Origin of the sequence: Sphingomonas sp. Leaf62 (assembly GCF_001421915.1) — a bacterium.
GTDB lineage: Bacteria > Pseudomonadota > Alphaproteobacteria > Sphingomonadales > Sphingomonadaceae > Sphingomonas.
The window spans coordinates 46,197-66,066 of sequence record NZ_LMLN01000007.1 but is presented as its reverse complement, the minus strand read 5'-3'; the positions used below and the strand labels follow the sequence as shown (position 1 = coordinate 66,066).

At 67.6% G+C, this 19,870-nt stretch carries 16 protein-coding genes; 12 read left to right on the top strand and 4 right to left on the bottom strand.

Annotated features, from left to right (window positions below; translation table 11 throughout):
• The 10 genes from ASE91_RS05135 (at position 1) to ASE91_RS05090 (ending at position 14,958) form a co-directional block, all read left to right on the top strand.
• A complete protein-coding gene (locus ASE91_RS05135) occupies positions 1-1,524 on the top strand; it encodes an XrtA system polysaccharide chain length determinant (protein WP_056623461.1) in 1,524 nt (507 codons plus the stop codon).
• A gap of 15 nt (positions 1,525-1,539) precedes the next feature.
• The gene (locus ASE91_RS05130) at positions 1,540-2,436 is read left to right on the top strand and encodes an AAA family ATPase (protein WP_056623458.1); all 897 of its coding nucleotides are present in this window, start codon (positions 1,540-1,542) and stop codon (positions 2,434-2,436) included.
• On the top strand, positions 2,436-4,037 hold the full coding sequence (locus ASE91_RS05125; protein WP_056623455.1) for a hypothetical protein: 1,602 nt from the start codon (positions 2,436-2,438) through the stop codon (positions 4,035-4,037). Before ASE91_RS05130 ends, ASE91_RS05125 begins: the two co-directional genes overlap by 1 nt.
• 452 nt (positions 4,038-4,489) lie before the next feature.
• Entirely contained in the window at positions 4,490-5,611 is a 1,122-nt protein-coding gene (locus ASE91_RS05120; protein WP_056504374.1) for an ExeA family protein, read from the top strand.
• Between the two features lie 9 nt (positions 5,612-5,620).
• On the top strand, positions 5,621-6,460 hold the full coding sequence (locus ASE91_RS05115; protein WP_056623453.1) for an XrtA system polysaccharide deacetylase: 840 nt from the start codon (positions 5,621-5,623) through the stop codon (positions 6,458-6,460).
• A 53-nt stretch (positions 6,461-6,513) separates the two neighbouring features.
• Positions 6,514-7,506 (top strand): FemAB family XrtA/PEP-CTERM system-associated protein, encoded by a 993-nt coding sequence (locus ASE91_RS05110; protein ID WP_200911201.1) that lies wholly within the window; start codon positions 6,514-6,516, stop codon positions 7,504-7,506.
• Positions 7,503-8,648 carry a TIGR03087 family PEP-CTERM/XrtA system glycosyltransferase gene (locus tag ASE91_RS05105; RefSeq protein WP_056623447.1) on the top strand — a complete coding sequence of 382 codons (1,146 nt, stop codon included), beginning with the start codon at positions 7,503-7,505 and terminating at the stop codon, positions 8,646-8,648. The genes ASE91_RS05110 and ASE91_RS05105 overlap by 4 nt, the downstream gene beginning before the upstream one ends.
• Positions 8,645-10,165 (top strand): exosortase A, encoded by a 1,521-nt coding sequence (gene xrtA, locus ASE91_RS05100; protein WP_056623446.1) that lies wholly within the window; start codon positions 8,645-8,647, stop codon positions 10,163-10,165. Before ASE91_RS05105 ends, xrtA begins: the two co-directional genes overlap by 4 nt.
• Positions 10,166-10,167: 2 nt before the next feature.
• Positions 10,168-12,054: an XrtA/PEP-CTERM system amidotransferase gene (locus tag ASE91_RS05095; protein WP_056623443.1), complete on the top strand. Its 1,887-nt coding sequence runs from the start codon at positions 10,168-10,170 to the stop codon at positions 12,052-12,054.
• Between the two features lie 111 nt (positions 12,055-12,165).
• The gene (locus ASE91_RS05090; RefSeq protein WP_056623441.1) at positions 12,166-14,958 is read left to right on the top strand and encodes a DUF3857 domain-containing protein; all 2,793 of its coding nucleotides are present in this window, start codon (positions 12,166-12,168) and stop codon (positions 14,956-14,958) included.
• Positions 14,959-15,037: 79 nt separating this feature from the next.
• Here ASE91_RS05090 and ASE91_RS05085 read toward each other — a convergent pair whose 3' ends face one another.
• Both ASE91_RS05085 and ASE91_RS05080 read right to left on the bottom strand, forming a co-directional pair.
• On the bottom strand, positions 15,038-16,090 hold the full coding sequence (locus ASE91_RS05085) for a 1,9-bis(guanidino)-5-aza-nonane synthase (protein WP_055756247.1): 1,053 nt from the start codon (positions 16,088-16,090) through the stop codon (positions 15,038-15,040).
• Between the two features lie 186 nt (positions 16,091-16,276).
• Entirely contained in the window at positions 16,277-17,518 is a 1,242-nt protein-coding gene (locus tag ASE91_RS05080) for a type III PLP-dependent enzyme (protein ID WP_082453829.1), read from the bottom strand.
• Between the two features lie 193 nt (positions 17,519-17,711).
• On the opposite strand from ASE91_RS05080, the gene ASE91_RS05075 reads away from it, so the two are divergent.
• Both ASE91_RS05075 and ASE91_RS19205 read left to right on the top strand, forming a co-directional pair.
• Positions 17,712-18,620, top strand: coding sequence for a threonine ammonia-lyase (locus ASE91_RS05075; RefSeq protein WP_235530326.1), 909 nt, complete (start codon positions 17,712-17,714; stop codon positions 18,618-18,620).
• The gene (locus ASE91_RS19205; protein ID WP_156357674.1) at positions 18,617-18,784 is read left to right on the top strand and encodes a hypothetical protein; all 168 of its coding nucleotides are present in this window, start codon (positions 18,617-18,619) and stop codon (positions 18,782-18,784) included. The genes ASE91_RS05075 and ASE91_RS19205 overlap by 4 nt, the downstream gene beginning before the upstream one ends.
• A 3-nt stretch (positions 18,785-18,787) precedes the next feature.
• On the opposite strand, the gene ASE91_RS05070 is transcribed toward ASE91_RS19205, so the two are convergent.
• Positions 18,788-19,015 (bottom strand): hypothetical protein, encoded by a 228-nt coding sequence (locus ASE91_RS05070; protein ID WP_056623435.1) that lies wholly within the window; start codon positions 19,013-19,015, stop codon positions 18,788-18,790.
• A 173-nt stretch (positions 19,016-19,188) separates the two neighbouring features.
• The gene (locus ASE91_RS05065) at positions 19,189-19,845 is read right to left on the bottom strand and encodes an alpha/beta hydrolase (RefSeq protein ID WP_055994400.1); all 657 of its coding nucleotides are present in this window, start codon (positions 19,843-19,845) and stop codon (positions 19,189-19,191) included.
• Positions 19,846-19,870: the final 25 nt, after the last annotated feature.

The following is a 19,870-nucleotide window of genomic DNA, read 5'->3' as shown; positions in this document are numbered from 1 at the left end:
ATGGACGGGCTGTACGGGGAACTGAAGCTGATCGTCCATGCGATCTGGCAGCGGCGCTGGATCGCGCTGGGCATCGCATGGGTGGTGTGTCTGGGCGGGTGGCTGGTCGTCAGCCAGATTCCCAACAGCTATCAATCGACCGCGCGGGTGATGGTCGAGATGCGGCAGGTGCTGCCCGGTGCCGAGGCGGCGGTGGCGCAGAATGCGCAGTCCAACAACATCGATCGCATCCGCCAGACGCTGACATCGGCGGTGAACCTCGAAAAGGTCGTGCGCGGCACGTCGATGGCGGAGACGATCGCCAACGACCGCGACGTGGCGGACCGGGTGGCGTCGCTGCAGAACGCGATCAAGCTGACCGCGCAGCAGGACAATCTGTTCGAGATTTCGGCGACGTCGGGCAATCCCAGGCTGGCGCGCGAGATCGTGCAGAAGATGATCGACATCTTCGTCGAGGACAATCTGGCGAGCGACCGCGATGCGACGGTGCAGTCGCTGCGCTTCCTCGACCAGCAGCTGGCGCAGCGGCAGACGCAGCTGGCCGATGCCGAGGCGCGGCGGCAGGCGTTTCAGGCGCAATATATGGCGATGCTGCCGGGGACGGGCTCGCTCGACGATCGCATGTCGAATGCGCGGGCCGAGCTGGCGCAGATCGATGGCGATCTGGCGGCGGCGCAGTCGAGCCTGTCGGCGGCGAACGCGCAGATGGCGGGTACGGCGGCGACGCTGCCGGGGACGGCGGGCACGGCGATGGTCGGGCCGGCACGCGCGCGGCTGAACGCGATCGAGGGGCAGATCGCCGAGGGGCGCAGCCGGGGCTGGACCGATGCGCATCCCGACATGGTCGCGCTGAACCGGCAGCTGGCGGCGGCACGGGCGGCGGCGCGCGGCGAAGGCGGTGGCGTCAGCGGCGGCACGGCGGCATCGCCCAACCCCTTCTATCTGCAACTGCGCGCGGCGCAGGCCGACCGGCAGGCGACGGTCGCCGAACTGACCCAGCGCAAGCAGCAGATCGAGGGCCAGCTGAACGGATTGCAGGCGAAGATCACCGCCGATCCCCAGGCAGCGGCGCAGCAGTCGCAGCTCGACCGTGATATCGCGTCGCTCAAGCAGCAATATGACTCGCTGTTTCAGGATCGCGAACAGGTGCGCATCCAGAGCAGCGTGCAGACCGATACCGATGCGGTGAAGTTCAGCGTGATCGACCCGCCGACCCAGCCCCGCGCACCCACCGCGCCCAACCGGCCGCTGCTGCTGCTGGGCGTGCTGATCGTCGGGATCGGCGCGGGGCTGGGCGCGGCGTTCGCGCTCAGCCGGTTGAAGACCAGCTTCGCCACGGCGGCGCGGCTGGAGAAGATCAGCGGGATGCCGGTGCTGGGCGCGATCGGCGAGGTCGTGACCGATACGGTGCGCGCCGAGCGCCAGCGGCGGTTGAAGCTGTTCGCGGGCGGGGCGGGGGCGCTGCTCGCCGCGTTCGTGCTGTTGCTGGGCCTCGAGTTCGCACAGCGCGGGCTGGTGGCCTGAAGGGAGGACGGCCAAGTGAACGATCAGTCGCACCGTGGCCTGCGTGGCGCATCCCTGCTGGAGCGGGCAGCGGACCGTTGGCGGCTGGAGCCGGCAGCCGGTCTGCCGCCGGTGGCCGAGCCGGTCGTGCCGGAAGCCGCACCGGCGGGGCAGCCGATGCCCGCTGCGGGCGTTCCCACCATCGATCCCGCGCGGATCGATCGCGATGCGCTGGCGGCCGGCGGCATGCTGGTGCCCGGCGGGCCGGTGACCGCGCTGGCCGAGGAATTCCGGCTGGTGAAGCGCCAGTTGCTGGCGACCCGTGCCGATGTCGCCAAGCGCGACGAGGATGCGGCGCGCATGATCCTGATCTGTTCGGCGCAACCGGGCGACGGCAAGACGTTCTGTGCGATCAACCTTGCGCTGTCGCTGGCGGCGGAGCGCGACCTGAACGTCCTGCTGGTCGATGCCGACGTCAACAAGCCCGACATTCTCGACCGGTTGGGGATCGCGGCAGAACGCGGACTGCTCGACGCGCTGGGCGATGCGAGCATCGATGCCGAGGCGCTGGTGATCCCGACCGACGTGCCGCAGCTGTCGATCCTGCCGGCGGGGACGCGGACTCATGCCGATACCGAATTGCTGCGCAGCGACCGGGCACGTGCGGTGCTCGACAGGTTGCTGGCGGCCGATCCCGATCGCATCATCCTGTTCGATTCGCCGCCGGCGCTGGCGGCGTCGCCGGCAGCGGTGCTGGCGACGCTGGTCGGGCAGACGGTGCTGGTGGTGCGCGCCGATCGCAGCAGCGAAGCCGACCTGCGCGAGGCGGTCGCGCTGCTCGACGGGTGCGACGAGATCCAGCTGCTGCTGAACGCGACGACCTATCGCGCCGACGGGCCGCGCTTCGGCTATTACGGGCAGGAACAGGATTGATGCACCGTGCGGTCCTGCCGGTGCTGATCGCGACCGCCGCGCCGGCGCAGGCGCAGCGGGTCGATGTCAGCCCCTATATCGAAGTCGGGCAGGCGGTCGCCGCCGACCTGACCGACGGCGACGTCGTCACCTATACGCAGGTGACCGCCGGGGTCGATGCGCAGGTCACGACGCAGCGCGTGCAGGTACAGGCCAATTACCAGTATCAACGCATTTTCGACTGGGGCAGCGGCTTTGGCGGCGGTGAAATCCATTCGGGGCTGGCGCGCGCCAATGTCGCGATCATGCGCTGGCTGAACCTCGAGGGCGGCGCGATCGCGACGCGGGCGCGCGGCGACCAGCGCGGCGGCGGTTTCGGTCCGTTCGTCAACGCCAGCAACGTCAATACCGCGCAGGTCTATGGCCTGTATGCCGGCCCGACGATCGCGACGCGGGTCGGACCGTTCGCGGTCAACGGCACGTACCAGTTTGGCTATGTGAAGGCCGAGGCACCCGGCGCGATCGATCTGGCCCCCGGACAACGGCGGGTCGATTATTTCGACGAGGCGACCAGTCATCTGGTGATGGGGAGCGCGGGCACGCGCGCGGGCACGATCCTGCCGATCGGCCTGACCGTGTCGGGCGCGTGGCTGCGCGAGGATGCCGGGCAGCTCGACCAGAAATTCGAAGGCACCTATGGCCGGGTCGATGCGGTGCTGCCGATCACGCGCACCCTCGCCGCGGTCGGCGGGGTCGGCTATGAAAAGATCGAGGTGACGCAGCGCGATCCGCTGGTCGATGCGCAGGGTCGACCGGTGCTCGACGGGGCGGGGCGGTTCGTGACCGATCCGGCGTCCGATCCGCGCATCGCCTATGATATCGACGGGCTGATCTGGGACGCGGGCGTGTTGTGGCGGCCGTCGCCGCGCACCGCACTGGAGGCGCGGCTGGGGCGGCGCTATGGTTCGATGAGCTATACCGCATCGCTGCAATGGCAGACCGGACCGGGCGCGGCGGTGCAGGTCGGGGTCTATGACAGCGTCACCACCTTCGGGCGGCAGCTGACCGGATCGCTGGCGCAACTGCCGATCAACTATATCGACGGGCAGGACCCGTTCGGCGCGCGCTATGGCGGGTGCGTGTTCGGTGGCGGGGTGACGCCGGAGGGACAGTCGAATGCCGGCGCGTGCCTGACGCCGGTGTTCCAGTCGATCAGCGCCGCGACGTTCCGCGCGCGCGGGATCGACGCGGTCTATTCGATCACGCGTGGGCCGACGCGGCTGGGGCTGGGCGCGGGCTATGCCAGCCGGCGCTTCTATATCCCGCCGGTGCCGGGGGCGGTCGTCTATTCGTCGCGCGACGAAAGCTATTATGTGCAGGGCTTCGGCCAATGGGCGATCGACGGCCGGTCGTCGTTCAGCGTCGACCTGTACGGCAACTATTTCACCAGCGGGATCGAAGGCGGTCTCGACGCTTGGGGCGGCGGGGCACAGGGCGGCTATTACCGGCGGTTCGGGCGCGCCTATGGCAGTTTGACGGCCGGGCTGTACGGCTTCGACGTCGAGGGGGCCGACGCCGATGTGATCGCGCAGGCGCTGTTGGGGGTCGGGTACCGGTTCTAGGGGCGATCGATCTTCAGCTGTCAGGCCAGCGAACTGCTCCCCTCCCTGACAAGGGAGGGGCTGGGGGTGNGGGGGGGGGGGGGGGGGGGGCCGGTCTGGGGCTGGAGAGTCCGCTCCCTCGCGGGCCAACCCACCCCCGACCCCTCCCTTGTCAGGGAGGGGAGAAGTCGACACCCTACTGAATGTCGATCGCCCTCGGATGAAGTGATAGCGCCTCGCGCTTCCCCGCACTTCGCGTCCTTCCTGCGCAGGCGGGAATCGTTATCCGCGGACGGTCGTCCGGATTCGGCGACGCCGCGTCGATTGACCGCCGCCTTCGCGGAGGTGACGAGAGAATATCATGCCATGGTCAGCGGCTTGCCGCACGGTCGTGACCTGCACATAGGTCGCGGCGCGAAATTTTAAGAAGAATAAACCGATCGGGGGTTATACAGCTCCCAACGGAGATGCTGATGTACGACGATCACTATGGCCTGACCGGTCGCCCGTTCCAGCTGACGCCCGACCCGGCGTTCTGGTTCGATACCGCGACGCATCGCAAGGCGATGGCGTATCTCGGCTATGGGCTGAGCCAGGGCGAGGGCTTCATCGTCATCACCGGCGATCCGGGTACCGGCAAGACGACGCTGCTCGGCCATTTGATGCGGACGATCGATGCCGCGCGACTGAACGTCATCCGGATCGTGACGACGCAGATCGAGGCGGACGACCTGTTGCGGCTGGTCGCGTCGGGGCTGGACGTCGATCCCGCCGGGCTGACCAAGGCGCAGTTGCTGGGCGGGATCGAACGCGGGCTGCACAATGTCGCGCGGTCGGGCCGGCGGACGCTGCTGGTGATCGACGAGGCGCAGTCGCTGCCGGTCGGGTCGATCGAAGAATTGCGGATGCTGTCGAATTTCCAAGCGGGCGGCTATGCGCTGTTGCAGATCTTCCTGCTCGGCCAGCCCGAATTCCGGCAGCGGCTGCACGGGTCGGACCGGCTGGAGCAGCTGCGTCAGCGGGTGATCGCGATGCATCACCTCGACCCGATGGAGGTCGAGGAAGTCGGACCGTATCTGGAACACCGGTTGCGGGTGGTCGGATGGACCGGCAGCCCGAGTTTCTCGCCCGATGCACTGGAGTCGCTGCACCGCTGGTCGGGGGGGATTCCGCGGCGGTTGAACCAGTTGGCCAGCCGGGTGCTGCTGTTCGGCGCGATCGAGGGGATCGACCAGTTCGGCGCGCTCGACGTCGAGAACGTCATTTCCGATCTCGACCGCGACGGGCTGGGCAGCCGGGCGGGGGATGCCGAGGCCGAGGAACCGGCGTCGTTCGCCGACGCCGATCCGCGCCCGATGACCCCGCCGCCGCCGCCGATGCCGCCGCGCCCGATCCATTTGTCGGTGGTCGAGAGTGGTCAGCGCCCGCCGGCACCGGTTGCCGATACCGAGGCGTTGCTGGCGCGGATCGAGTCGCTCGAAGCACGGCTGGAGCAGCAGGATCTGGCGCTGCGCCGGGTGCTGACGCTGCTGGTCGACTGGGTCGAGGGCGAACAGCGCCGGCCCGACCTGACGTCCGTCCGCGTCGTGGGCTGAGTCACCCCGATGCGCAACGCGATGTCGGTCGACGTCGAGGACTGGTTTCAGGTCGGCGCGTTCGAAACGGTCATCGACCGGCGCGACTGGGACGCGCTGGAACACCGGGTCGAGGCGAATACCGACGCGGTGCTCGACCTGTTCGCCGCCGCCGGGGTGACGGCGACGTTCTTTACGCTCGGCTGGGTGGCGGAGCGGTTTCCGGGACTGATGCAGCGGATCGTGTCCGGCGGGCATGAACTGGCCAGCCATGGGTGGGACCACCGCCGGGTGTTCACGATGACGGCGGCGCAGTTTCGCGACGATCTGGCACGGGCGCGGACGGTGTTGGAGGATGCCGGCGGACAGGCGGTGACCGGCTATCGCGCACCGAGTTTTTCGATCGATACCCGTACCCCTTGGGCGCATGGCGTGCTGGCCGATGCCGGCTATCATTATTCCTCGTCGGTCGCGCCGCTCTCGCATGACCATTATGGCTGGGCCGATGCGCCGCGCGGGTTGTACCGGCCGGTGGCGGGCAATGCGCTGGTCGAATGGCCGATCACGCTGGCGCGGGTGCTGGGTCGCGATGTGTCGGCGGGGGGCGGGTTTTTCCGGTTGCTGCCGAACCGGGTCGTCGAGGATGCGGTGGTCCGCAGCAACCGGGCGGACGCGCATCCGGCGATGTTCTATTTCCATCCATGGGAGATCGATCCCGGTCAGCCGCGCGTAGCGAACGCGCCGTTCCGGACGAAGCTGCGCCATTATTCGCGGCTGTCGGCGATGGCGGGGAAGCTCGAGCGGTTGATGGCGCGGCATGACTGGGGCCGGGCCGATGCGATCGTCGCCGAGCGTGCGGTCGCGCTGTGAGCCTGCGCGTCCGGCGGGCGGATCTGGGCGATGTCCGCGAACGCGCGCGGATCATGACGTTCGTGGAGGAGCGGGCCGATGCGACGCCGTTCCATCTGCCGATCTGGGGTGAGGCGACGGCGGCGGGGTGCGGGCAGGCTTATCGAATGCTGCTCGCCGAGGATGCAGGGGCACTGGTCGGGCTGGTGCCGCTGACGCAGGTGCGCTCGCCGCTGTTCGGCGCGGCGCTGGTATCGACCGGGTTCGGGGTCGGGGGCGGCGTACTGGGCGAAGGCGCGGCGGCGGGGGTGCTGACCGAGGCGGCGGTCGAGGTCGCGCGCGAGCTTGGCTGTCCGACGATCGAGATGCGCGGCGGTGCGGCGATCGATGCGCCGGGCTGGACGTTTGATGACAGCCGCTATCTGGGGTTCGTCCGGTCGCTTGCCGGCGATGACGAGGCGGAATTGCTGGCGATCCCGCGCAAACAGCGTGCTGATGTGCGCAAGGCGCTGGCCGCGCCGTTCGAGGTGGCGATCGGGCGTGACCGTGCGGCGCTGGCCGAGCATTTCCGGGTCTATGGGACGTCGGTGCGCAACCTCGGCACGCCGGTCTTTCCACGGTCGCTGTTCCGCGAAGTCGTCGCGGCGTTCGGCGAGGATGCCGATGTGCTGACCGTGCGCCATGAGGGGCGGGCGGTGGCGAGCGTGCTGTCGATCTATTGGCGGGGCACGGTCTATCCCTATTGGGGCGGTGGGACGGCCGAGGCGCGGGGGTTGCGCGCCAATGAGCGGATGTATTTCGAACTGATGCGCCATGCGCGCGCTCGTGGCTGCACGCGGTTCGATTTCGGCCGGTCGAAGGTCGGCACCGGGCCGGCGGCGTACAAGAAGAATTGGGGCTTCGTCGGCGAACCGCTCGGCTATCCGACATGGACCGCCGATGGGGCCGCGCCGCGCGACGCCAGTCCGCTCAACCCCAAATACCGGCTGAAGATCGCGGCGTGGCAGAAGCTGCCGCTGGCGGTGTCGAACCGGATCGGGCCGTGGATCGCGAAGGGGCTGGGGTGAGCGACATCCTGTTCCTCGCCCACCGCGTCCCCTATCCCCCCGATCGTGGCGACAAGGTGCGCAGCCACCATGTGATGCGGCATCTCTCGACGCTGGGACGGGTGCATCTGGCGAGCTTTGCGGACGATCCGCGCGATCTGGGCCATGATGCGGCGCTCCAGCAGTGGTGCGCGAGTGCGGTGGTGGTGCCACGGACCAAGGGCAATGCGCGGGCGGCGGTCGAGGCGCTGGCCGGCGGGCGGGCGGTGTCGCTGGCGGCGTTCGATTATCGCGCGATGCGGGCGGCGGTGGCGCGGTTGCTGGCCGCGCGGCGCTATGAGGCGATCTATGTCTATTCGGGGCAGATGGCGCAGTATTTACCGGATAATGCGCGGTTCGTCATGGATTTCGTCGACCTCGATTCGGCCAAGTTCACCGCCTATGCCGAGGATGCACGCGGACCGATGCGCTGGATGATGCGGCGCGAGGCGCGGTTGCTGGGCGCGTTCGAACGCAGCGTGGCGGATCGGGCGCAGGCGACGCTGTTCGTGAGTGCGGCGGAGGCGGCGCTGTTCGGCACCGGGCAGGTCCATGCGGTCGAGAACGGGATCGACACCGGCTTTTTCGATCCGGCCGCCGTGACGCCGGTGGCGGAGGCAGGGCCGCTGATCGTGTTCACCGGGCAGATGGATTATCGGCCGAACATCGATGCGGTGCGCTGGTTCGTACGCGAGGTACTGCCGGGGGTGCCGGGCAGGTTCGCGATCGTCGGGCGCAATCCGTCGGCGGCGGTCCGCGCGCTGGTCGGTGAGCGGGTGATCGTGACCGGCGAAGTCGCCGACGTGCGCGGCTGGATCGCGGCGGCGGACGTGGTCGTGGCACCACTGCTGCTGGCGCGCGGCGTGCAGAACAAGGTGCTGGAGGCGATGGCGATGGCGCGGCCGGTCGTCGCCTCGACGGCGGCGGCAGAGGGCATCGATCATGATGGTTCGATCCGGGTCGCGGGGGATGCCGGCGCGTTCGTTCGTGAGGTGAAGGCGTTGCTGGACGATCCTGTTGCGGGTGATACGTTAGGACAGGCGGCGCGGGCGCGGACGATCGCGCGCTATGGCTGGGACGCACGACTAGCGCCGCTGGCGGGGCTGATGGGCCTCCAGCAGTGAACAGTGTCGCGCTCGATCGGCCGTTGGACGTGCTGACGCCCGAGTGGCGGCGGTCGTTGATCGCGCTCGGCGGACTCTGGGCGGCATTGCTCCTGATCTTTCGCCGCGATGTCGGCGATGTGGTCGATATCTGGTGGAATTCGACCACCTATGGCCATTGCCTGTTCGTGCCGCCGATCATCGGCTGGCTGGTATGGCAGCGGCGGCGCGAGGTGCTGGCGTTGCAGCCGGGCGCATGGTGGCCGGGTCTGGCGATCGTCGTGGTTGGCGGCCTGGGCTGGCTGGTGGGCGAGGCGGCGGCGGTGGCGCTGTTCCGGCATGTCGGGCTAGTGATGCTGTTGCAGGGGGCGGTGGTCACGCTGCTGGGGCCACGGGGCGCGCGGGGGCTGTTGTTTCCGCTGGCCTATATGGTTTTTCTGGTGCCGTTCGGCGATTTCATGGAGCCGTGGCTGCAATCGGTGACGGTCGCGCTGACCATGCCGATCCTGCACGCGCTGGGCGTATCGGCGAGCGTCGACGGCGTCCTCATCACCATTCCCAACGGCTATTTCGAAGTCGCGGAGGCATGTTCGGGCGCGAAGTTCGTGATCGCGATGATCGCGTACGGGGCGCTGGTCGCCAATGTCTGCTACGTCGCGCCGGGACGCCGCGCGGCGTTCATGGCGATGGCGCTGGTGGTGCCGGTGCTGGCCAATGGCGTGCGGGCGGCGGCCACGATCTATGCCGCGCATTTGACGTCGGTCGCGGCGGCGACCGGGTTCGATCACATCGTCTATGGCTGGGTCTTCTTTGCGCTGACGATGACGGGGGTGCTGGCGATCGGATGGCGCTGGTTCGATCGCGATCCCGATGCGCCGTGGTTCGACGTCGTGCGGGTGCAGGCGATGCCGATGCGCGTCGCCGACCGGTCGATGGTGGCGGGCGCGGTGCTGGGCATCGCCGTCGCCTTTGCCGCATGGGGGTGGGTGATCGACAGCCGCGCCGATCCGCTGCCCGACCGGATCGACCTGCCGAGCGTGCCGGGGTGGCAGCGGATCGCAATCACCGGCGAGCCTTGGGTGCCGCATTATCCGGGCGCGGACCATTTCCTGATCGGTCGCTATGGCGATGCCCGCGGGCGCAGCGTCGACCTGGTGATCGCGGTCTATGCCGCACAGGGCGAGGGGCATGAACTGGTCGGATTCGGTCAGGGGCCGATCCGCGAGAACGACCGATGGGTACGGATCGCCGACACCCCGCCGATTGCCGGGGGCACCGCGCTGCGCATGGCCGCGCCCGGCCCGGTCGAGCGCGAGGTCGCGACCTGGTATCGGATCGGATCGACGACCACCGGCAGCGAGGACCGGGTGAAGCTGGCGACGCTGAAGACGCGCTTGTTGGGCGGGCCGCAGCGCGGCGTGGCGGTACTGATGTCGGCGGAAAAAGGCACGGGCGATCCGCGCGGGACGATCACCGATTTCCTGCGTGCGGCGGGACCGGTCGACGCCATCGCCGATCGCGCCGCGGGAGGGCGCTGACCATGTGCGGTATCGCCGGCATCTTCCATCCCGCCAGCCCCAAGCCGGTCGATCCGGCGCGGATCGCGGCGATGACGCAGGCACAGGCGCATCGCGGGCCGGACGGATCGGGAGTGTGGACCGCGCTCGGCGTCGGTCTTGGCCATCGACGGTTGTCGATCATCGACGTGGCGGGCAGTCCGCAACCGATGGCACTGCCGGGCGAGCGGATCGTCGTCACCTATAATGGCGAAATCTACAACTTCGCCGAATTGCGCGCCGAACTGATCGCGCGGGGTGCGGTGTTTCGCACGCAGGGCGATACCGAAGTGCTGCTGCATGCATGGGCGGCATGGGGGCCGGACATGCTGTCGCGGCTGAACGGCATGTTCGCCTTTGCGATTTATGACGCCGATTGCCAGTCGCTGTTCCTCGCGCGCGACCGGATGGGGGTGAAGCCGCTCCACTATGTCGAGCTGGCCGATGGCGCGGTGGCGTTCGCGTCCGAACTGAAGGGGTTGCTGGCCCACCCGCTGGTGCGGCGGACGCCCGACCTGCGCGCGATCGAGGATTATATGGCGCTGGGCTATGTCCCCGACGACGCCTGTATCGTCGCGGGGGTGCGCAAGCTGCAGTCGGGGCATTTCCTGCTGATGCAGCGCGGGCGGGCGGTGCAGTCGCCGGTGCGGTGGTGGGACATCGACTTTTCCAAGCGGGCGACGGGTAGCACCCGCGATCTGGAGGCCGAACTGGTCGAGCGGATGCGCGAGGGTGTCCGGTCGCGGATGGTCGCCGACGTGCCGCTGGGCGCGTTCCTGTCGGGCGGGGTCGATTCGTCGGCGGTGGTCGCGCTGATGGCCGAGGCGAGCAGCGCGCCGGTACGGACCTGTACGATCGGGTTCGACGAGGCGGGGCATGACGAACGCGGGCCGGCCGCCGCCGTCGCGACGCGCTTCGCCACCGATCATGCGGTGCGGACGGTGCGGTCGGGCGATTTCGGGCTGATCGACACGCTGGTCGCGGCGTTCGACGAACCCTTTGCCGATGCATCGGCGCTGGCGACCTATCGCGTCTGCGCATTGGCGCGCGAGCGGGTGACCGTCGCGCTGTCGGGCGACGGCGCGGACGAGGCGCTGGCGGGATATCGCCGCTACAAATTCCATGCCGCCGAGGAACGAGTGCGCGGGCTGCTGCCGCCGGGATTTCGAGAGCCGGTGTTCGGGGCGCTGGGCGACGTCTATCCCAAGGCCGATTGGGCACCGCGTCCGTTCCGGGCCAAGACGACGCTGCTGGCATTGGCGCAGGACGGCAACGAAGCCTATGCCGGCGCGGTCGGGGTGACGACGCTAGGCGTGCGGCAGGCACTCTATACGCCGGCGATGGCGCGGCAGCTGGACGGGCATCGCGGCGAAGATCGCTATGTTGCGGCGATGCGCGAGGCACCGGGTCGCCATGCCCTCGACCGCGCGCAATATGCCGATTTCCGGCACTGGTTGCCCGGCGATATCCTGACCAAGGTCGACCGGACCAGCATGGCCGTCGGGCTGGAAGCACGCGAGCCGTTGCTCGACCATCGGCTGATCGAATTCTGTGCGACCTTGCCGCCCCGGTTGCGGCTGCGGCGGGGCGAGGGCAAGTGGCTGATGAAAAAGGCGTTGGAGCCGTGGCTGCCGCGCGACATTCTCTATCGGCCGAAAATGGGGTTCGTGACGCCGGTCAGCGCATGGTTTCGGGGGCAGCTGGCCGATGAGGCGGCGGCGCTGGCACGATCGCCGGTGCTGGCGAGCTGGTTCGACTTGCATGCCATCGAACGGATCGTTGCCGACCACCGCGCGGGCCGGGCGGAGCATGGCCGGACGCTGTGGCAGCTGGTGATGCTGGAGCGCAGCGCGGCGCGGCTGTTCGGCTGATCTGCTTCGTTTCTGCACGCAATCGCCACTCGACAAAGGAGTGCGCTGCGATAGACCTTTGGTGACCGGCGGGGGCCGGATGACGAGGGGGATTGCGTGAAGCGTTTGGTCATGGCTCGGGCTGCCGTATTGGCGGCAGTGTGTGTTCCGGCACTGGCATGGGCCAGCGATACGCCACTCTATCAGCCTGCCCCTTCATGGGTCGTCGCTCCGCCGCCGGTCCCGGCGAGCGCGGCAGAGGAATTGCCGCCGATCGTGCTGCTCGATTTCCAGAAGCGGATCGAGGGCGACCGGCTATGGTCCTATGTCCATCAGCAGACGCGGATCGCCAGCAGCGAGATGCTGTCGCAGGCAGCGACGCTGACCCTGCCCTGGGCACCGGACAAGGGTGACCTGATCGTCCATGGCCTGACCATCCTGCGCGGCGATCAGCGGATCGACCTGTTGGCGAAGGGGCAGAAGTTCGTCGTGCTGCGTCGCGAACAGTCGCTCGAACAACGCGAACTGACCGGTATCCTGACCGCGACGCTGGCGGTCGAGGGGCTGGAGGTCGGCGATATCCTCGACATGCGGTTCTCGGTCACCGGACGCGATGCGGCGCTGGGCGGGCGGGTGCAGGATGTCATTCCGCTGGTTGCGGCACCAATGCGGATCGGGGCGGGGCGGGTCCGCTATAGCTGGCCGAAGGGCAGCCAGCCGAAATGGAAGGTCATGGCCGACGGGGTGCAGGCGACGCCGGTGACGAAGGGCGAGTTTACCGAACTGAGCTTCGCGCTACCGCTCGCCAAGCCCAAGGAGATGCCCGAAGATGCGCCGTCGCGCTTCCGCCATCCGCCGTTGATGGAGGTGGCGAGCTTCGCCGACTGGGCCGACGTCTCGAAGACCTTTGCGACGCTGTACAAGACTGACGGGTTGGTCGCGCCGGGCGGTCCGATCGCCAGCGAAGTTGCGGCGATCATGAAGGCGGAGGCGACGCCGCTCGGCCGGGCGCAACGCGCGCTGGAGGTGGTACAGGACAAGATCCGCTATCTGGCGGTCGGGATGGACGGCGGGAACTATGTCCCGCAAGTCCCTGCGAAGACGTGGGAAGTCCGCTATGGCGATTGCAAGGCCAAGACGCTGTTGCTGCTTGCCATGCTGCACGCCATGGGGATTGAGGCGGAGCCGGTCATCGCCAGCGTCGGCATGGGCGACTTCGTGCCCGAACGGCTGCCGAGCGCGGCTGCGTTCAACCATGTGTTCGTGCGGGCGACGGTCGGTGGCGAGACGCTGTGGCTCGACGGGACGGGCAGCAATGCGCGGATCGCCGATGTCCGCGACACGCCAGGCATCGGCTATGTCCTGCCGCTGCGGGCGGCGGGGGCGGTGCCGGTGATGGTCGCGACCCATGCCAATGCGCTGCCGATGGCCAGCGTCATGATCGATGCCGACGAAAGCAGCGCGGTCGATCTGCCCAGTGCGGTCGACGTGACGTTCGTGGCGCACGGCATGGTCGCGGCACAGTTGCGCGCGGCGAAGAGCCAGCTGGGACCGAAAGAACAGCGCGAGCTGATTTCGAACGTCCTGCAGAAGGCCGCCGGCGAAGGGCAATTCGCGGATGGGACGATCACGCCCGATCCGGTGAGCGGCGATGTCGTCATCCGTGCGAAGGGCGTGGTCGGCACGAGCTGGGGCATGGAAGACCGGCGGCGCAAGCGGTCGCTGAACGGTCCCCTGAGCGAGCTGACCTTTTCACCCGACCGCAGCCGTCCCGACTGGACAGCGATCCCGGTCGCCGCGCCGCCGCCGCTGGGGTTCGAGCGCCGGTTGCGGATCCGGCTGCCCGATGGCGGACGGGGTTTCACGCTGGATGGAACGGCGGACGCCGATCAGCGGCTGGCGGGCCATGTCGTCAAGCGGACGACACGCCTGACGAACGGCCTGCTGACGATGGACGAGCGGGTCGACGCACTGGGCGTGGAGGTGCCGGCGGCGCAGATCGCCGCCGAACGCGACGCGGTGGCGACGGCGACGGCCAATATCCCGCAGGTGGTCGCGCCCGCCGATACGCCGCGCCGCTGGACGCTGGATAGCGCGGCAATGGCGCAGTCGAGCCAGATAAAGGCGATCCGCGCGGTCTATGCCAAGGCGATCGCCGCCGATCCCGACGAGATCAGCGGGTATCAGAGTCGTGCCAGTTTCGAGAGCGGGGTCGGCAATTACCGCGCGGCGCTGCCTGATCTCGACCGGGTGATCGCCAAGGAACCGGACATTAATCTGTATCTGCAACGCGCCTATGTCCACGACATGCTCGGCGACCGGGCAAAGGCGCTGGCCGATGCCGAAAGCGCGCGGCGGCTCGACCCGTCCAACCAGAGCGCGACGATGCGGCTGGCGTGGCTGAAGGCGGAGAATGGCGACCTGCCCGGCGGCGTCGCGCTGCTCGACCAGCGGATCGCACTGGGCGGTGAACAGAAGCGGGCGGCGCGGCAGGACAAGGCGGCGCTGATCGGCGAATTCGGGGACGCGGCGGAAGCGGTGAAGCTGTACGATGCGATGATCGCCGAAAAGCCGGGCTCGCCGAACCTGCTGAACGGTCGCTGCTGGATCAAGGGCACGCGGTCGGTGATGCTCGACACCGCGCTGAAGGATTGCACCAGCGCGATCGAATTGAGCGACAGCACGCTCGCCGCGCTCGATAGCCGGGCGATGGTCTGGTACCGGATGGGCCGGTATCCCGAGGCGTTGGCCGATCTCGACGCCGTACTGGCGGCGGAACCCGACATGGCGAGCAGCCGCTATCTGCGCGCCGTGGTGATGAAGGCGATGAAGCGCGATGCCGATGCGCTCGCCGATCTGACGATGGCCCGGCGTGTCGCGCCGCAGATCGATCGGCAATATGCGCGGTTCGGCTTCAAGATGTAGGCGGCGGAGATACGGCCGATACGAGAACGGCGGGAGATTGCTCCCCCGCCGTTTGCGTTTGCAGCGATGTGCCCGCGGTTCAGTCGAACATCTTGCCGAACGCGCGCTTGGCACGGTTCTTCCATGCGCCGCGATGATAGGCGTCCGATGCCAGCAGCGGCATGACCGAGCCGGCTTCGGCAAAGACCATCTGTTCGAGCGCGGTGTCGACCTTGCCCCAGCTGGCCGCTTCCTTCAGCGTCGACGACGAACACGCGCCGTCGCGGACGTCGGCGACGGTGATCTGCACGGCGTATTTGTGCATCTCGACATCGTCATGGCCGAGGATCTCGGCGCAGACGACGGTGTCCTGGATGAAGTTCTTCGGCACGCCGCCGCCGATCATCAGCAGGCCGGTGGTGCCCGCCTTGATCTTGATGTCGGTCAGTTCGCGGAAGTCGGCGATGGCGTCGAGCACCATGTACGGCTTGCCTTCCTTGGCGCGGTCGACCTGGTGCTTGACCAGACCGAAGCCGGCAGAGCTGTCGACGAAGGCCGGGCAGAAGATCGGCACGTCATGCTCATACGCCAGCTTCACGAGGCTGTTTTCCTTCTTGCCGTGCTCCGACAGATACTTGCCCATCTCACGGATGAAGGCGCGCGACGAATAGGCCTTCGGCTCGAGCGAATTGGCGATCTCACCGATGGTGTGATCGCAATCCTGCAGCTGCTCCTCGTCGATATAGGTGTCGTAGATGCGGTCGATGTAGAGCGAACGCAGCACGTTATCGTCAGGGATTTCAAGCGCCTGATAGTGCTTGTGACCAAGGCCTTCGAAGAAGTCCATGTCGACGATCGACGCGCCGGTCGCGACGACACCGTCGATCATGTTCGAGCGCAGCAGTTCGGCGTACAGGTCCATGCAGCCGCCGGCCGAGGTCGAGCCGGCGATCACGAGGAAGATCGAGCAGTCCTTGTCCTCCAGCATCTGGTTGTAGATGCGGGTGGCGCGCGCGAGGTCGCGGCTGGTGAAGCTCATCTTGCCCATCGCGTCGATGATCGGGCGGGCGTCGAACTTGGTGATGTCGACATGCTCGACGGTGGTGGAAAGCAGTTCGGCCTTGCGGGTGTCGTTGATCGTCGTGTCGGTCATGATGGTCCCATCATCATCGATAAGCCGTCGTCGTTATGGGGACGCGGAAACCCGGTATGGCCTCCTGCCCGAAAAAGTGGGGAGGAGCCGATGGCGGTCGCATAGCGCAAAGGCCATGCAAAGCCCACCCCCGGCCCCTCCCGCACAGGTGCGGGAAGGGGGAGGTGGCTGGTTAGGATAGTGGCGTTACAGCTTGACGACGTTGTTCGAAACGAACGCCGGCACGGGATCGAGTTCGATGTACATCGATTCCATCGGCTCGTCGTCGGTCACAACGGTCTCGCCATTGCCGAAGCCGTTGAACGCGGTGCGCATCGCCGAGCCATAGGCACCGAGCATGCCGATCTCGAAATAATCGCCGCTACGGGTATCGGCCGGCAGCGGGAACGGTCCCTGCATCTGGTCGATATCGTCGCAGGTCGGACCCCAGAAGCTGAAGTCCATGTCGCGCGCGTCCGATTCCGGCTGCCGCAGCAGCTGCACCGGATATTTCCAGCCGATATGCGCCGCATCGAACAATGAGCCATAGGCCCCGTCGTTGATGAACAGTTCCGCGCCACGGCGATGTTCGACGCGGACAACGACCGACGCATATTCGGCGCACAGCGAGCGACCCGGTTCAGCCCACAGTTCCGCCGAATAGCTGATCGGCAGGCTTTCGAACGCGCGGTGGATCGTTTCGAAAAAACGCTCCAGCGGCGGCGGGGTCATGCCGGGGTAGCAGGACGGAAAGCCGCCACCGACGTCGATGACGTCGACGGTGACACCGGCATCGACGATCGCACCACGAACGCGTTCCATCGCGTTGCTGTACGCGTCGGGCGACATGGTCTGGCTGCCAACATGGAAGCATATGCCGAGCGCGTCGGCGACCTGACGGGTCGCGATCAGGAGTTGCTTCGCTTCGCCCGGACCGACGCCGAACTTCGACCCCAGCGACAGCTTCGCATATTCGGACGAAACGCGCATCCGCACGCACAGGGTCAGATCGGTCGCGCCGTCGGTGGCGGCCACGATCTTTTCCAGTTCGTCCATGCTGTCGAGCGAGAAGGTCCGCACGCCATGGTCGAAATAGGCCTCGGCAATCGCTTCCGGGGCCTTGATCGGGTGCATGAAGTGGCAGGTCGCTTCCGGCAGCGTCGACTTCACCAGACGTACTTCGCCGATCGAGGCGGTGTCATAGTGTACGATGCCGTTGTCCCACAAGACACGGAGCAGGTCGGGCGACGGATTCGCCTTCACCGCATACATCGAGCGGCCCGGAAACTTCTCCACGAAGAATCGGGCTGCGCGCGCTGCGGCGTGCGGGCGAACGAGCGTCACCGGTTCGACCGGCCGGCGCTCTGCGATGTCGATCCCGCACTCCAACGAGGGGTCACGGGCGATAAAGGGGGCAGCTAGCCCCAGCGCGCTATAGTGCTTGGCCAATTCAAGGGACCTCCAATTGCCTTTCGGCATACGGTGACAAAAGCTGCCTTGCGGTTGGAAGTCCCATGGGGCAGCGGAGGCGCGATCTATGGTCCCTCATCCACGATGTAAAGTGGTTCTGCGACGGAACGGGCATTTTATGACTATTTTGCGACAGCCGACGCGAGCAGGGGTCCGCGATGCCGCGGCCAAGATGGCGGACATTCTGCCGCCGTCGCCGCTGATGTTAAGAGAAATCAATGGGTTGCAGGTAGCACTCAAGATGGAATCGCTGCAGCCGATCGGGGCGTTCAAGCTGCGCGGCGCATGGCACCGTTTGACCGCTCTCAGCGACGAATCGAGGGCGCGCGGCGTCGTCGCTTTTTCGTCGGGCAATCATGCGCAGGGTATCGCGTGGGCCGCCAGGAGGCTGGGAATCGCCGCCACGATCGTGATGCCTGCCGACGCCCCCGAGACGAAGCTGCGGGCAACGATGGCGCTGGGCGCGGAGGTCGTCCGCTCCGACCGGGCGACCGAAAGCCGCGAGAAGATCGCCGCGCATCTGGCGCATGCGCGCGGCGCGACACTGGTGCCGAGCTTCGACGATGCGTGGGTGATCGAGGGGCAGGGGTCCGCCGGGATCGAGGCGGCGGAGCAGATGGTGGCGGCAGGTCTTCCGGTGCCGTCGCAGGTCGTCGTGCCGTGCGGGGGTGGCGGATTGGCGGCCGGGATCGCGCTGGCGCTGCCCGATGCCGAGATCGTGACCGTGGAGCCGGAGGGCTGGGACGATATGCGCCGCAGCCTAGAAGCGGGATGGATCGAACCCGTCAGCGATGCGCCGCCGCCGACCGCCTGTGACGCGCTCCAGACGCTGCGGGTGGCCGAGCGGACCTTCGACGTGCTCTCACGCCGTGGTGCTACCGGGGTGGCGGTCAGCGAGGGAGAGATTGCTCATGCGCAACGCTGGGCCGCGCTCCACTTGCGGGCGGTCGTCGAACCGGGCGGCGCAGTGGCGCTGGCGGCGATCCTGTCGAAACGGGTGACGGTGAAGCCCGGTACGCTGGTGCTGGTGTCGGGCGGGAATGTTGATCCCGTCGCCTATGGCGCGGTCGTGGCGGCGTGACGCAGGGTCCGGCGGGAACGCTGCTCGCGGTGCTGATGCTGGTTGCGATCCTGCTGATCGTGTTCGGCATCCGGATGATCGCACGCGGCGAACGGCGCAACGGCAGCCTGATGCTGGTCTGCGCATTGGTGATGGTCGGGAACATCGCGATCTGGACGATGTAACGGTCAGTCGCGTTGCGGCGACATGCGATAGCTCCGCTGGTCGAGCGCCTGTCCGGCATTGGCGGCATTCTGCGCGTCGATCTGCGTCCATTCGGTCTTGGTGTGGCAGACTGGACGGGCCATGATCGAGCCGGTCGTCACTTCGCGGCGGCAGATCTTCTTTTCGGGTTTCGGCGGCGTCGGGGCGGCCACGGTTTGGGTGGCCGCCGCGAGCAGCAAGATGGTCAGCATGGGCAGGACGTCCTGTACCGGAATGGTATCGGCATCCTATGGTCACTATCGAATATGGCAAGCATCAAACGCTCGCCGCGGCGAAGCCGCGTCGTCGGTCGGTGCTGCTTGGCACCGCCGGCCGGGCGCTCCGCCGGGCGCGGACTGGCGTTGCCGATCCGCTACGCCGCGCCTCACTTGATTGGCGAGTTCGGGTCGAGCCGCATGTCCAGATACTTGTCCACGCTGCCCATCAGTTGCGGCATTTCGTTCTGGAAGAAGTGGTTGGCGCCGGGGATCACATCGTGATGGATGGTGATGTGGCGCTGGGTACGCAGCTTGTCGACCAGCTTCTGCGTTGCCACCGGCGTCACGACTTCGTCGGCGTCGCCCTGGATGATGATGCCGGAGGAGGGGCATGGCGCAAGGAAGGTGAAGTCGTACATGTTCGCTGGGGGCGCGATGGAGATGAAGCCGCGGATTTCCGGGCGGCGCATCAGCAGCTGCATGCCGATCCACGCGCCGAAGCTGACCCCCGCGATCCACGTCGTCTGCGCTTCGGGATGGAAGCTCTGCACCCAGTCGAGCGCCGAGGCGGCGTCCGACAGTTCGCCGACGCCGTTGTCGAACGTGCCCTGACTCTTGCCGACGCCACGGAAGTTGAAGCGCAGCGTCGCGAAGCCGCGGCGCTGGAACGTCTTGTAGAGTTCCTGCACGATGCGGTTGTTCATCGTGCCGCCCGACGACGGGTGAGGGTGCAGGATCATCGCGACCGGCGCGCGGGGGCGGGGAGCGGGAGCGAAACGGCCCTCCAGTCGACCTTCGGGACCGGGGAAGATGACTTCGGGCATGGGACGTCCTGTTACGTTTCGGGCG